The organism is Pseudoalteromonas piscicida (genome assembly GCF_002744175.1).
Taxonomy (GTDB): domain Bacteria; phylum Pseudomonadota; class Gammaproteobacteria; order Enterobacterales; family Alteromonadaceae; genus Pseudoalteromonas; species Pseudoalteromonas piscicida_B.
Window position 1 is genome coordinate 76042 of the sequence record NZ_NKHF01000089.1, and the last position, 12209, is coordinate 88250.

The 12209-nt window shown below is 43.4% G+C and carries 11 protein-coding genes; 4 read left to right on the forward strand and 7 right to left on the reverse strand.

Going from position 1 to position 12209, the window contains the following annotated elements:
• Positions 1 to 18: 18 nt before the first annotated feature.
• The gene (locus tag CEX98_RS18550; RefSeq protein ID WP_099643495.1) at positions 19 to 2670 is read right to left on the reverse strand and encodes a TonB-dependent receptor; all 2652 of its coding nucleotides are present in this window, start codon (positions 2668 to 2670) and stop codon (positions 19 to 21) included.
• Positions 2671 to 2935: 265 nt separating this feature from the next.
• Between CEX98_RS18550 and CEX98_RS18555 the strand changes: the two genes are divergently transcribed.
• The 3 genes from CEX98_RS18555 (at position 2936) to thpR (ending at position 5235) form a co-directional block, all read left to right on the forward strand.
• Positions 2936 to 3802, forward strand: coding sequence for a helix-turn-helix domain-containing protein (locus tag CEX98_RS18555; protein ID WP_099643496.1), 867 nt, complete (start codon positions 2936 to 2938; stop codon positions 3800 to 3802).
• A gap of 171 nt (positions 3803 to 3973) precedes the next feature.
• Positions 3974 to 4696: a helix-turn-helix domain-containing protein gene (locus tag CEX98_RS18560; protein WP_099643497.1), complete on the forward strand. Its 723-nt coding sequence runs from the start codon at positions 3974 to 3976 to the stop codon at positions 4694 to 4696.
• A 20-nt stretch (positions 4697 to 4716) separates the two neighbouring features.
• The gene (gene thpR / locus CEX98_RS18565) at positions 4717 to 5235 is read left to right on the forward strand and encodes an RNA 2',3'-cyclic phosphodiesterase (RefSeq protein WP_099643498.1); all 519 of its coding nucleotides are present in this window, start codon (positions 4717 to 4719) and stop codon (positions 5233 to 5235) included.
• A 20-nt stretch (positions 5236 to 5255) separates the two neighbouring features.
• Here thpR and CEX98_RS18570 read toward each other — a convergent pair whose 3' ends face one another.
• From CEX98_RS18570 to CEX98_RS23495, 5 genes are all read right to left on the reverse strand, one after another.
• Positions 5256 to 5909, reverse strand: a complete 654-nt coding sequence (locus CEX98_RS18570; RefSeq protein WP_172439801.1) for a glycoside hydrolase family protein — start codon at positions 5907 to 5909, stop codon at positions 5256 to 5258.
• The gene (locus CEX98_RS18575; protein WP_099643499.1) at positions 5870 to 6622 is read right to left on the reverse strand and encodes a hypothetical protein; all 753 of its coding nucleotides are present in this window, start codon (positions 6620 to 6622) and stop codon (positions 5870 to 5872) included. Before CEX98_RS18575 ends, CEX98_RS18570 begins: the two co-directional genes overlap by 40 nt.
• Positions 6623 to 6645: 23 nt before the next feature.
• On the reverse strand, positions 6646 to 7932 hold the full coding sequence (locus tag CEX98_RS18580) for a LysM peptidoglycan-binding domain-containing protein (RefSeq protein ID WP_099643500.1): 1287 nt from the start codon (positions 7930 to 7932) through the stop codon (positions 6646 to 6648).
• 345 nt (positions 7933 to 8277) lie between these two features.
• Positions 8278 to 9141, reverse strand: a complete 864-nt coding sequence (locus CEX98_RS18585; protein WP_099643501.1) for a LytTR family DNA-binding domain-containing protein — start codon at positions 9139 to 9141, stop codon at positions 8278 to 8280.
• Between the two features lie 107 nt (positions 9142 to 9248).
• On the reverse strand, positions 9249 to 9377 hold the full coding sequence (locus tag CEX98_RS23495) for a hypothetical protein (RefSeq protein WP_277948939.1): 129 nt from the start codon (positions 9375 to 9377) through the stop codon (positions 9249 to 9251).
• 247 nt (positions 9378 to 9624) lie between these two features.
• Between CEX98_RS23495 and CEX98_RS18590 the strand changes: the two genes are divergently transcribed.
• Positions 9625 to 10824, forward strand: coding sequence for an acyltransferase family protein (locus CEX98_RS18590; protein WP_099643502.1), 1200 nt, complete (start codon positions 9625 to 9627; stop codon positions 10822 to 10824).
• A gap of 51 nt (positions 10825 to 10875) precedes the next feature.
• Here CEX98_RS18590 and CEX98_RS18595 read toward each other — a convergent pair whose 3' ends face one another.
• A complete protein-coding gene (locus tag CEX98_RS18595) occupies positions 10876 to 12201 on the reverse strand; it encodes a sensor histidine kinase (protein ID WP_099643503.1) in 1326 nt (441 codons plus the stop codon).
• Positions 12202 to 12209: the final 8 nt, after the last annotated feature.

The window sequence follows — 12209 nt, forward strand, 5'->3', positions numbered from 1 at the left end:
AAGACTGGGGCTCCGAGGTTAAAACTTATAGCTAACGCCAAGGTAATAACGCGTACCAAATTCAATGGTATTCTGCGTTAAGTTATAGTTGGTGTCGTAAGATTGAATAACCTCATTGGTCAGGTTCACACCCTCTAAGCTGACATCTAGGTTTTCCATCGCATGCCATACCACAGAGGCATCCCACTGTTGGTAGCTATCGTTGCGCACCGCTTGTGCCGCACCCACGCCGATCCACTCACTGCGCCAGTTATAGGCGATCCGTGCACTAAACAGCTCATTTTCAAAAAATACAGAGCCATTAAATGAATTTTCAGAAACACCTGGAACCATTTCCTTTGTATTATCTGGTGTAGTGGTTTCACTATCTACATAGGTGTAGTTAGTTATAAAGCCAAAGCCATTATCAAAGCTATGTTGAAGCTGCAGTTCTAACCCTGTTACGTCACCATCGCCGTTACTACGCGGCCGTGTGACTCGGCATTGATCATATTTAGAAGGGTCGGTTCCGCATCCGTCTACGTACTCAACGGCTTCAGTAGAAAAGACAACGTTGTCAATTTTCTTCACAAAAACGGCTGCTGAGAATAAAGAAGCTTCAGTGAAGTAATATTCCACACCAATATCTGCTTGGTCAGCCTCATAAGGCGTTAAATAGGGGTTACCACCTTCCGCTGAACCAAAGTTGGCATCAATGGCAAGGCCTGGTTTTAAGTCGCTATAATTTACGCGAGACATAACGCTAGATGCAGCAGCGCGGATGATAATATCGTCGCTGTAATCGTAGGCGAAATTGACGCTAGGTAACCAATTATCGTAATCAACGGTTTCATCAAATGCTTGGTTATCGACATAACCAAGAGATTTTTGTTCGGTGTCTACATAGCGTAAGCCGATATTACCGCGGAAATTCTCACCGCTGAAGTCACTTTGTACATAGATTGCGAGCATATCTTCTTCAACACTAAATGTGTTGCCAAGCGCCTTAACTTCGACTAGTTCACCTGCCTCATACTTACCCTTAATAAAGTCCCACCATTTGTCTTCATCTAACTTAGCGTAAGAATCAAGAATGTGCCCCCCAGTTTGAGAATGCAGATCAGTAAATACGCCATCACTCCAGTCTGTAAGGCTTGGGTTTGGAACAAAACCTAGTACTTCAGCAGGGTTACGCTGTAACGCAACGCGAGAAAACTCATTTTGATTTATCTTTACACCAGCTTGGATGTTATTGAAGTAAGCATGATCTAGCATCCACTTTACATCTGCTTGTGCATAGCTGACATCATGTTCTTGTACCGTGGTTTGGAAGTTCGCTTCTTGAGCGTGTTTAAATTGGCTGGCATCGGTCGGATCCAATGAATCAAACCAGATTTGATAAGGGCCAGAGGCATCATATGTAAAGCCACCGTCTGTGCTGTTTTGGCCATCAGGAAACGCAGGGTCATCGATACGACCGCCTTCATCAGAGGCTGGTATCCACCAACTTGACGAACCAAATTGTGTGCCACCTTCTGAACCTGAGTGGCCGATAACACCGCTGACTTCATAGGTTTCACCAATATATTTACCGCTTAAGTTTAATACATCGGCTTTCATATTGACGGCGTTACGAACCACAGGGTTATATATAATGTTCGCGTAAGCTGGCAAAATGCGCGCGCGCTGTGTACCGCCCGCCGCGTTGTTTTGCACATCAACCGCACCTGCGCCACGGGCACTTACGGTAAGAAAGTTATGGTTCACATGTGGATTGTCAAACTCAAAACGAAAGTAGTCGACAGTAAATTCAGTGTTATCGCTTGGTGCGAATTGCGCTGTGAGTTGCGCACTGGTGCGCTCACGCTCTGCTCGGAATGCTTGTGAGCCGATGGCCCAAGCGCCTACGGTCGATGCTTGCCCTGTATCTTGATTGGCTGCAAAATATTCATAGTAGCCACCAATAGATTCAAGCACATGACGGCCTGAAGTCAGGTTTTCAATTGAATATGCTGCGAGTATCCCAAACTTTTCATCGTCATTTTTCCAGCTACCTAAAAACGATCCACTGACGTCATTTTCATCATATAAGGTGGAGCGGCCCATTTCTGCTGACACCATGTAAGTGTGTGCATCCAAGTCCAGTGGTTTACGGGTCACAAGATTCACCGTGCCACCTAAGGCGCCTTCCTCAATATTTGCCTCCGGTGTTTTGTAAACGTTCACTGCCGAAACTTGCTCTGCAGACAACAACTCCATGTTAAAAGTACGTGTGGCTGGCCCCAAATCATACCAATCGGTACTGGCAACGGATTGACCGTTTAATAAAATACGTGACTGCTCGGGGGCGGTACCACGAATGGTTACCCCGCTAACTTCACCATATTGGCGGTCAACCGTAACTCCTGAAATACGTTGCAGCGCATCACCGATGTTTTTGTCAGGAAACTTACCTATATCTTCCGAAGTGATGGCATCGACAATACCATCTGCAAAGCGCTTGGTATTCATTGAGGCTTCAAGCGAGCGGCGAATACCCCTTACTTCAATGACTTCAACATTACCTGTCGCATTTTGCTCTTCGGCTAATGCAGATGGTGATGCGGTGAATAAAAAGGGTGATAAGGTACTTGCTGTCACGATGGCAGCAAGTTTATTGCGTTTAAATTGCTTCAACTTAGTTGTTTTCATTGTTCTGCCCATTGTTCCTATTTGTTGTTGGCAGAAGTTAGGGTATCGCCTTGAGTGTTTTTTAAGCGGTATGTTTCTATCTACTACTGATACTTTTCACGCTTTAGTGATGATTATTTGACAAAAATACTTCAAGGCTTTTATGACAAGCGTTATATTCTGATAGATAAATACTGATGAATGATTGAATTTGCATGATCAGCAACTGGGTGTAATTGCTGTTGCTTTGAAATTAATAACAAACCCAAAGTAAAAGGAAATTGCTATGCGTGCGATGTACGAAAAAGTGCTGCCATCACCTGGATGCTCGTGGCGCTATTGCCTTTATCAATTACCCGAAATCCCCTTTAATTGGCATTATCATCCTGAATATGAGATCTGTTTGACGCTCAATAGTGTTGGAGTGTGCCATGTGGGCGATCATATCGCCCCATACGAAGACTTAGACTTAGTGATACTTGGGCCCGATTTACCACATACGTGGCAGTCAAAACCTAACCCAGATAACTCCGCTCATGTTGTGCATGTAGCACAGATCCCGGCTAACTGGTTGGAATCCTTGGTAGCACAGCATCCAGAGCTATATGGCTTATCAGAGTTACTACACGCATCACGGCGTGGTGTAAAATTCCCTATCGCTGTTGCTCAGCAAGTTAAGGCTTGGTTTGAACAAATTGCAGATGCCGAGCCGTTAACACGCTTTGTGTTGTTACTCGAAATCCTCACGTTAATGGCGACGTCGAACTATCAACATTTAGCTAGTAGTGGCTTTCGCTTTGACGCCCGCCATGATCCCGCGAAAGACAAATTCGACCGGGTTATTGCCTATATATATGACAATTACACCGACAAATTAAGCGCCGATGAGCTTGCACAACAAGTGCACATGAGCACCAATCATTTTCACCGTTTCTTTAAAAAGCGCACTGAGCGTACTGTGACGGAATTTATCAATCAGCTGCGTATTGCCAAGGCCTGTAAACTATTAATTAGCTCCGCCTCTCCCATTAGTGTGATATCGGATCAATGTGGTTTTAATAATATTTCTAATTTTAATCGTCGTTTTCAAGCGTTGAAGGCGTGTACGCCCAGTGAGTTTCGCGCACGGCTACACCAAAAGGCATTGTATTGATCTGAACGTGGGCCTGTTTATTGTAGGTTTTAATCAAAACTTCAATTCAAACCGTGAATATTTCGTAATGCTATGATATTCATGCTTATTCCTAAATATTCAACTTGGTATTTATCAAGGAATTGCCAAGAATGTGCCGGGTCGCAACAACAATAAACGAGGATGACCGTGATGACACTAGGACACTTTATAAAACAGATCCGTACACAAAAAGGCTTGAGCCAGCCCCAGTTAGCGGAGCAAATGTGTGTTGAGCAAAGCTATTTATCTAAACTAGAAAACGACAAGTCTGTGCCTTCTAACGAAGTATTTAGAAAGTTACTGACGGCGCTGAATTTATCCTTAGATGAGTGTATGCAAACCCTTTCAACACAAGGGAAACGTGAAGAATTAAGCCAAATTCCAGATATCGAATATTGGTATAAGCAACATCAACAATCAAAACAAAAACAATATACACACCTAGCAATACTAGCCATTGTGTTAGTTTCTCTTGGAGTTGGGCTGTTTTGGAGTGGCTACAAACAGTTATTTTTTAGTGAAAAGCGATTTGAATATGAATCTCAAGGTGTATTGCAAGCCGGTGAGCCCGTCGAACTATATCACAAGTGGCACGCATACCTTATTCCTTATAGTAAGAGTGGTGACCGTGAGTTTTTTGCACAAGTTGAGGTTGCCATGGCTAAACGCTTAGACAAAAAAACGGTATTTTTCTCAGATTACAGAGGAAGTGCTTATACCGAATCGGTAACCGATGGTAGAAGGCATTATCGTTTCCAAGGCCCTAAATTTGTTGAGCGAGCAGAAAATGCATGGCTGCAATTTGTTGGCTTATTGTGCTTCTCTGCTGGGGTTATGCTAACTTTAGTAGGTAAGCGGCTAGTTAAACCTTAGATTATCAATATAGGTGTAAGATGCAAAAACGATTATTTTTTGGTATTGGAATGGATGACGCTACGCGAGCGCATATTGGCCAATGGCTGGTGGATAGCGTGAGCGCGAGTAAAGCCAATACACAGCCGAATAATTGGCATCTTACACTGGCGTTTCTTGCTATGGTGGAAGAGTCACAAGTCGAGTCGCTTTGTGACTTTGCCAGCACGTTAACGGTGCCGAAATTTACACTCACTTTTAGTGATCATGGCTACTGGCAACACAATGGTATTTTTTATTTGAAGCCTGAACAAAAACCACAACCTTTGCTTGATTTGGCCAATCCGCTACGTGCTTTTGGAGAAAAGTGTGACCTGTATCACAACACTCAACCTTTCTCACCGCATATCACGCTATTTCGAAACTGTAAGCCAGAACCAACTGTCGACAAGCCAATTGCGCCTTTCTCACTCACGGTAAAGAAGTTCTACTTATACCACTCTCACCGTAATGAGCATGGCTTAGTCTACGAGCCAATAGCGTCATTTTTTCTAGATTAACCTGAGGTTTTGATAAGTTATCAGTCCAGCCAACGTTTTAACTTTGCAAGTAAGGCTTGAAACCAGCTTAGCTGGTAGCGGTTATAGCGGGTGCATTTTAAAAACAATTGCTTAGTAGCATCGTTTCTTGCTGGACTTATATGCAAACGGCTGCATTCTTGACTGGCTTGTTGCCAATTTTGTGCGCTGACGGCTCTAATCAAGTTTGGAAAGGCCAAAAACAACTTACTGGTGCCAAGGTTATAAGCCATATCCAATAAAGCTATTTTGGCGGGGGTGGGAAGTTGTTGATACGGAATACAGCCAACATCTTGCTTTGCAAAAAAATGATTAAGTGATTGTTCAAAGCTTTTAATCTGTTCAATTAATAGTCGTTTTGAGGCTTTGGGCGGTAAGGTTAGCTCAGTATATTGGGCATACCAAGAAGCTTTGTAGCCACTGGGTTTATATTTTAAGGTGCGATATTCGTCGCGTTTTTGTTGCAGCGTTGCAGTACGTTTAGCACGCCTATCTCGCATTGGTAATCGGCAAAACTGATCAACACTTTGCATATGAAAACCAACACCTATTGTTGGGTTGCCATTGATGTCTAGATAAAGATGCAGCACTTCTCCTTCAAACTGCAGTAAATGCGCTATGACTCTTTGATAGAATTTTTCGCGGTTGTTGAACAACTTGGCACCTCAACGATAGCTGCTTTTTCATCAGTGATATAACATTGTTTGAGTATAGAGCAGTAACAGGCTTGTGCTTTAAAGGCGGACTTATGCTCGTCAATTTTATCCCATAGCCCTCGGTTAAAGCTACTTTTTGGCATCGTAAAAATATTGAAGCTATCGCCATCTGCGAGTAACACTTTTTGCGGTGCACTGGAAACATACCAACCAAACTTTTTGAGATAGTTGATGCTCGACTCTTCGTCTTGTGCATCACTCAATGCGGCTTGGTAAGCGTTAAGATTACAGCATGCATCCATAAGCTCAGTGACGTCATCATAGTTTTCGCCATCAAACTCATATTTTATATAGTGAATAATGGCCGGTCCCGTGCCCGAATTTCGAATATCTACTCGGATTGTTGCTTGCGTAGAGTCTAAATCAAAGTTGCTATAGCTAAATTGTAACCATGGCCAGGTTTCGGTTTTTAGTTGCTTTTCAGCTGCGGATACTTGTTCTTGTGCCGCTTTTGCCTGCAAGTATGTGGCGTAAAATGAAGCGGCGGAAATAAACATCGCACAGAGTGCTAGAATTGTGTTCATTTTAGAGCGAGAGAGCTTAAACGTTCCTCTCGGCGCTCTTGATATGTGATGCTGTGACTTGATAGGCGCATTGCTCTGCGCTTCGGCCACAGCTTCATCCAGTAAGTTTTTATTATTGTTCTGGGTCATTTTAATCTCATTGATATAATGGCCTAGGGCGAAAGAAACACAAGTAATGTATCGCCAATCTTCAGCCTATCTGTTGATAACTGATTCCATTGTTTAAGCTTTGCGACGCTAACATTAAACTGTTTTGCGATGCGCCATAAACTATCGCCGTGTTTAATCTTATAGTCCAGTTGTTTATCAGCCAAAATGGGTAAAATGAGCTTTTTCCCAGCACGGATTCGATCACTTTTTAGTTGATTGAATGCTTTCAGCTCAGCAACGCTCAACGAATAGCGCTGTGCAATTGTACTGAGTGAATCACCTCGGCGAATGGTGTAATGCTGCCAAGTATCTGCAGGCATTTTTGGTAAGTCAGCGAGCATCGCTTGCCATTCTGCTACTCTAGCCGTAGGCACCACGATATGAGCTGGGCCACCAAGTAATGCCGGAAACCTCGCATAGCCAGGATTTAAGGTTTCAACGTCTTTCCAGCCTTTTAGATCCGACAAAATAGCCTGCTGATCCAGTTTTATCACACGCATTGTTGAGCGATTTGGAATTTTTGGAAATGCCATGAGGTCGTGCTTTAGCAATTGGGCTGCGGCAAGTAGCTTAGGCACATAATGACTCGTTTGGCGTGGCAACTTGAGGTGGAAAAAGTCGGTTGGCTTTCCCGCTTTTTTATTGCGTTCGATAGCTGCTAATACCCTACCTTCTCCTGTATTGTAAGCGGCAATTGCATGATACCAATTGCCATCAAAGCGTTGATGGAGGTATTGCAAAAAGTCTAGCGCGACTCGCGTTGAGTCAACAATATCTTGACGACCATCGTACCAAGCATTGATTTTGGCACCAAAATGCTTAGCAATTAATGGCGTTAGCTGCCATAAACCAGAAGCATGTTTGTGAGAGTAAGCTTGTGTATCAAAGTCACTCTCAATGAGCGGCATTAGGGCAAGCTCAATGGGCATCTCTCGCTTTTCAACTTCTTCGACTAGGTAGTAAAGCAATGGAGCGGCACGTTCGCTGATCGTATCCATGTAATTTGGATGTTTTAAATACCAGTCTATTCTTTGTTTTACTCGTTTGTCATCTGAATCCGAAAAACTGAGTTGTCCTTTGATCCTTAGCCATAAATTGTCGGTAGCAAGCGGATCAAAGGGGGGCTTTAGGTCAGCGGTTGATGTTTTTTCAACAGTGTATGGCTGTGGTTGCTGCGCTGCTTGTTCAGAGTTGGTAGGTGCTGGCTGTGAATTGTTGGGTTGCTGTATTTGACTACAGCCGTTTAACAGCAAAATACCAAAGAGTAGTGGAGTAATGAGGTTTTTCATAAAGCCTTTTTTATTATCCTTTTATTATGTAGTCCATGGCGCGGGGCTGAACCACATAAGATTGTATATAAGTTCGGTGCAAATGCAAAAATCAGCACGATACCTGTTGTGGCTGGCTAGTGTAAGGTGATGAAATGGATACAAAATGAACTTCCGCGTTACAGCATTTAGCATTGATTAATAAAGTTCACGCAATAACATACGATTGCTTGGTGGCCTTGTATTGCTTAATTAACCTAAACTCGGAATAAGAAGATTGGTTAATCTGGCCTATTGCAAGCAAATTTAACCTAGTAGTAAGAGGTAACAACCGCTAGAGAACAAGTCGTTACCCCGAGTTCATATTTATTCAAGACGGAGTTGGTCCTTAAATTGTGCTTTATAGGTTCGTGAAAGCGTTAATACTTTTCCACTTTGCAATGCTATCTCACTGTCACCACTGGCAAGCGGGGTAATACTCACGACCTTAGAAACATTGATAGCAAAAGAGCGATGAATGCGCACGAAGCCAGCGGGGTCTAAGCGCTGACATAGCGAGGCAAGCGTAGAGCGCAGCGGATAAATGCGGCCATTTACGTGTAGATTGACGTAATTTCCAGACGACTGCAACCACTCAACCTCTTCAACTTTAACGATAAACTCTTTGCCAAGCTTACGTACCAATAAATGATGAATAGGTTTGGAGGGCGTTTCATCGTCATCGCTTTCTTGCTTTATTGGTGACGCCTCGCCAAGCATATGGGAAACACTAAATTGATAGCCTTTTATGAGTGCAATAAAGAACACTAAACTCCAAGCATCTTTCTGATATTCATAGATAAGTTCGAACCAAGAAAGGTGGAAGTTGTACTCTCGTTGCAAACTAAAATAAATCGTTTCACGTAATAACACCATGATGCCAACATGGCTAAAACAAAATATCAGTGAGGCAATAAAAAAATGCACAGCGACCTTAAAAGGCTTATGCCAAAGCCAAGGAAAAGCGCTTAAGTACCAAGATATTGCAGGAATTAAGGCCAAACTGGCCGCGGCACTGGTGTATTCCCACACGAAAGGTTCCCACAGCGCAAAATCGAGCTGCGCATCTCGTTTGGCATCCATGATCAGTGTAATGGCATTTAAGGTGTTATTAATCGCCAGAAAGAGGGCGAGTAATATCATAGCCATCAACGAGTGGTATTGCTGAATAAAGGTGCGTGAAAACATCATGTTTTAAGCTTTTCTTCTACTTAAGGGGCCTGTTGATCTTTCAAGTTTGTTTTTGCGGCAGTTTGATTACCATGTATACAAGGCGGAACCTGCCTAGCATAGATATTCTATGTGAGTATGGCGATAAATGCTTTACCGCAGCGCACAGTCACCTTACCCATTTTCTTGTGGGGCGACACATTAAAGATGCCAATCGAGTGCTGCCCTTCGGGTTGACTCAAGCCCGCTTTATGCATTGTTGCACACCTTTTGCTTAGATTACTAGGCGGAAAAGTGAGCGCTGCGACCAAAACACGCTCACTGGGAGCAAAATAAAACAGCGAAGATCAACAGGCCCTAGCAAGAGGGTAAACTGCGGCCACTAGGTTTATCCCACTATTCCACGGTTTATCCCTCGTCATTGTTATCTAAGCAAATTATGGTTTCTTTGTGCGCTGTACTGGCGAAGCTTAAAGATACGTTTACTGTTGAAAAGAAATTAAAATGGAGCATGTAAATCGGCGAGTAGAGCTGGACTGGCTGCGTGTTATTGCGTTTGCAGTACTCATTTTTTATCACACCGCTATGTTGTATGTGCCTAACTGGGAGTTTCACTATAAGAGCGCCTATACCTCGGTTTGGCTAGAATATTTGATGCTGTTGCTATCACCGTGGCGCATGTTGCTTATCTGGTTTATTTCGGGCGTTGCGCTTAGGTATATTTTCGACAAACAAGGAGCATTAACCGCAATGCTCTTCCGTACACCTTTGCTATTACTGCCATTATTATTTGGTATCTGGGTTGTCGTACCCGTGCAACTTTATGCTGAAATGCAGCAAGATGCCGGACTAACGCTTGGATATATCGACTTTTATAAACAATTTATTGATCTTAACAGCCCCCTATTTAATCAGTATCAAAGTGGTATATGGCCTCATGTTGACGTTAATCACCTTTGGTATTTGCGAGAGTTATGGTGCTTTACTCTGCTTCTTGCAGTGTTGCATATGGTTCTTACCTCTAAGCTTCAAGTAATGCTCCAGCGTTTGATGGCCCTAAGAGGGGCAACTTACACCTTGAGTGTGCTGGCTGTTGCAAGTTTACTCTGGGCCCAGTTAGCGTTAGCGGGAGATAACCAAAGAGAATTTCAAGGATTTGTGTTTTTGCTCGCTGGTTACCTGCTTGCCAAACAGCAACGGTTTTGGGCTTGGCTTGCTCGGCAAGGTAAAGTGTTGATATGGGTTTGTATCTTCAATGCGTTGATTATATTGCTTTTATATCATTTCTACTGGTTGCAAGGTTCGCTTACGCCTTTCATTGTTTGGGGTGGTGGCGTTATTTTGGTGTTGCAGCGCGTGTGTGCCGTTTTATTGGTGCTTACATTAGCTGCGCGCTACTTTACTCGCCCTCATCCGTTGCTGGCGAGGCTCAACAAAGCGGTATTTCCCATTTATCTTTGTCACCAAAGCGTGATTATTGCTTTAGCGTTTTGGCTTAGCCGTTATCAACTCGGTGGTGTGTTTGAGAGCCTGTTGGTGCTTACTGGCACCGGTTTCTTCTCTTTATTTTTATATTGGGCAACACCAAAACTAGGCTCGATGGGGCTGATAATGGGGTATCGCAACCACGCACTGAGCTCAAATAAAAGGCTATGGCTATTTGGATGTGTGTTGTTGCTCCCACTAATATTGCGGATTGTCTAAGCTCGATGACAAACTCTCATAAAGTTCCCTGAACTTGGGATAAGAAGTTAATTAACCAAACACACATCTAAAGCAGGCGCCTTGCTCGCGCTTAAGATAAATTAAGTCACCGCCATGATTAATCATGATTTGTCTCGAAAGGCTTAAACCGATCCCAGAACCTTGTTGTTTAGTGGTAAAAAACGGCACAAAAATCATGTCGACGACATGCTCTGCGATGCCGGGGCCATTATCGCTTATCTCTATAAAATGTTGGCCGGCGTTATTTGCTCCGGTTTTTAACACCACTTGGCGAGTACCTTGTTCGTCCAAGTCGTTGCATTGCTGCACTGCTTCAATGGCATTTTTGGTTAAGTTTATCAGCACTTGCTCAATCTGAGCCGCATCTAACATCACCAGTTGTGAGTGATTGATATCTAGCTGCAAGTCTATGTTAGCCTGATCGCAGTTTTGTTGATGCAATTGATAAATACCTTCAACAAGCGGCGCAAGCTGAGTTGGTTGCAGCGCCGGGCTGGGTAAATTACTGACGGTTCTAAAGCGCGCAATAAAAGCACCTAAATACTCAGTGCGTTTGGCCAGCGTTTGTAACGCTAAGGCGAGGTCTTGTTTATCTTCTTCATCGTTAAAACTTAATGTTTCGGGCAGTAACCCCTCACAGGTTTGCGCAATAGACGACAGCGGGGTGATTGAGTTAGCCACTTCGTGTGTAAGAACCTTGGTGAGGCGTTTATAGGCCTGCTGTTCTTTGTTCTGTAAGGCATCGCGAATGGACTGTAAGGTGACTATTTTACGAATTTGACCTTGGATCTGTGCCGATGTGATTTGTATAGACAAGTTATCTTGCTGCTCGCCATATTGCCAATTTGCAATTGTTCTCAAGCTGTTATCGCATTCTTTAACCAATGGTGCGATATCTTCTAAATCTTCGCTGTGATTAATGGTTTTTCCGAGTAGCCGGGTGACTGCTGGGTTTGATTCAATGATATTGCCATCGCTGTCGAATACCAAAACGGCCAAGTCGATATGCACTAGCAAGGTTTGTAAAAAGTGAGCCTGCTGCTCGGCTGTTAATCGAGCGCTTTGGATCCGAGTTTTGATTTCTTCTAAGTGCTGCCGCATGGGGTGATATTGGCTCAACCCCAAGGAACTGTCACCATTGGCTAGAGACTTAAGCACAAAACCCATATGCTTATTTTGTTTGTTAAACTGAAAATATAAAGCTGAAATACACGCAATGGCGATTAGGGTGATAAGCAGCCAAGTGGCTGAAAATCCATCTTGTATATACAAATATAGCGACAGTCCGTTGAAAGTCATTAGCGCAATGATAGTAAAGAAAAAAACGACGCTAGGGTGGTGAGCAAGGCGAGTCATTTTCTATA

What these genes read in the sequence shown, in the direction of transcription:
- CEX98_RS23495 (WP_277948939.1), bottom strand. Translation starts at nt 9,377, where the DNA reads ATGCATAAAGCGGGCTTGAGTCAACCCGAAGGGCAGCACTCGATTGGC.
- CEX98_RS18560 (WP_099643497.1), top strand. Translation starts at nt 3,974, where the DNA reads ATGACACTAGGACACTTTATAAAACAGATCCGTACACAAAAAGGCTTG.
- CEX98_RS18580 (WP_099643500.1), bottom strand. Translation starts at nt 7,932, where the DNA reads ATGAAAAACCTCATTACTCCACTACTCTTTGGTATTTTGCTGTTAAAC.
- CEX98_RS18585 (WP_099643501.1), bottom strand. Translation starts at nt 9,141, where the DNA reads ATGATGTTTTCACGCACCTTTATTCAGCAATACCACTCGTTGATGGCT.
- CEX98_RS18575 (WP_099643499.1), bottom strand. Translation starts at nt 6,622, where the DNA reads ATGACCCAGAACAATAATAAAAACTTACTGGATGAAGCTGTGGCCGAA.
- CEX98_RS18590 (WP_099643502.1), top strand. Translation starts at nt 9,625, where the DNA reads ATGGAGCATGTAAATCGGCGAGTAGAGCTGGACTGGCTGCGTGTTATT.
- CEX98_RS18555 (WP_099643496.1), top strand. Translation starts at nt 2,936, where the DNA reads ATGCGTGCGATGTACGAAAAAGTGCTGCCATCACCTGGATGCTCGTGG.
- thpR (WP_099643498.1), top strand. Translation starts at nt 4,717, where the DNA reads ATGCAAAAACGATTATTTTTTGGTATTGGAATGGATGACGCTACGCGA.
- CEX98_RS18595 (WP_099643503.1), bottom strand. Translation starts at nt 12,201, where the DNA reads ATGACTCGCCTTGCTCACCACCCTAGCGTCGTTTTTTTCTTTACTATC.
- CEX98_RS18550 (WP_099643495.1), bottom strand. Translation starts at nt 2,670, where the DNA reads ATGAAAACAACTAAGTTGAAGCAATTTAAACGCAATAAACTTGCTGCC.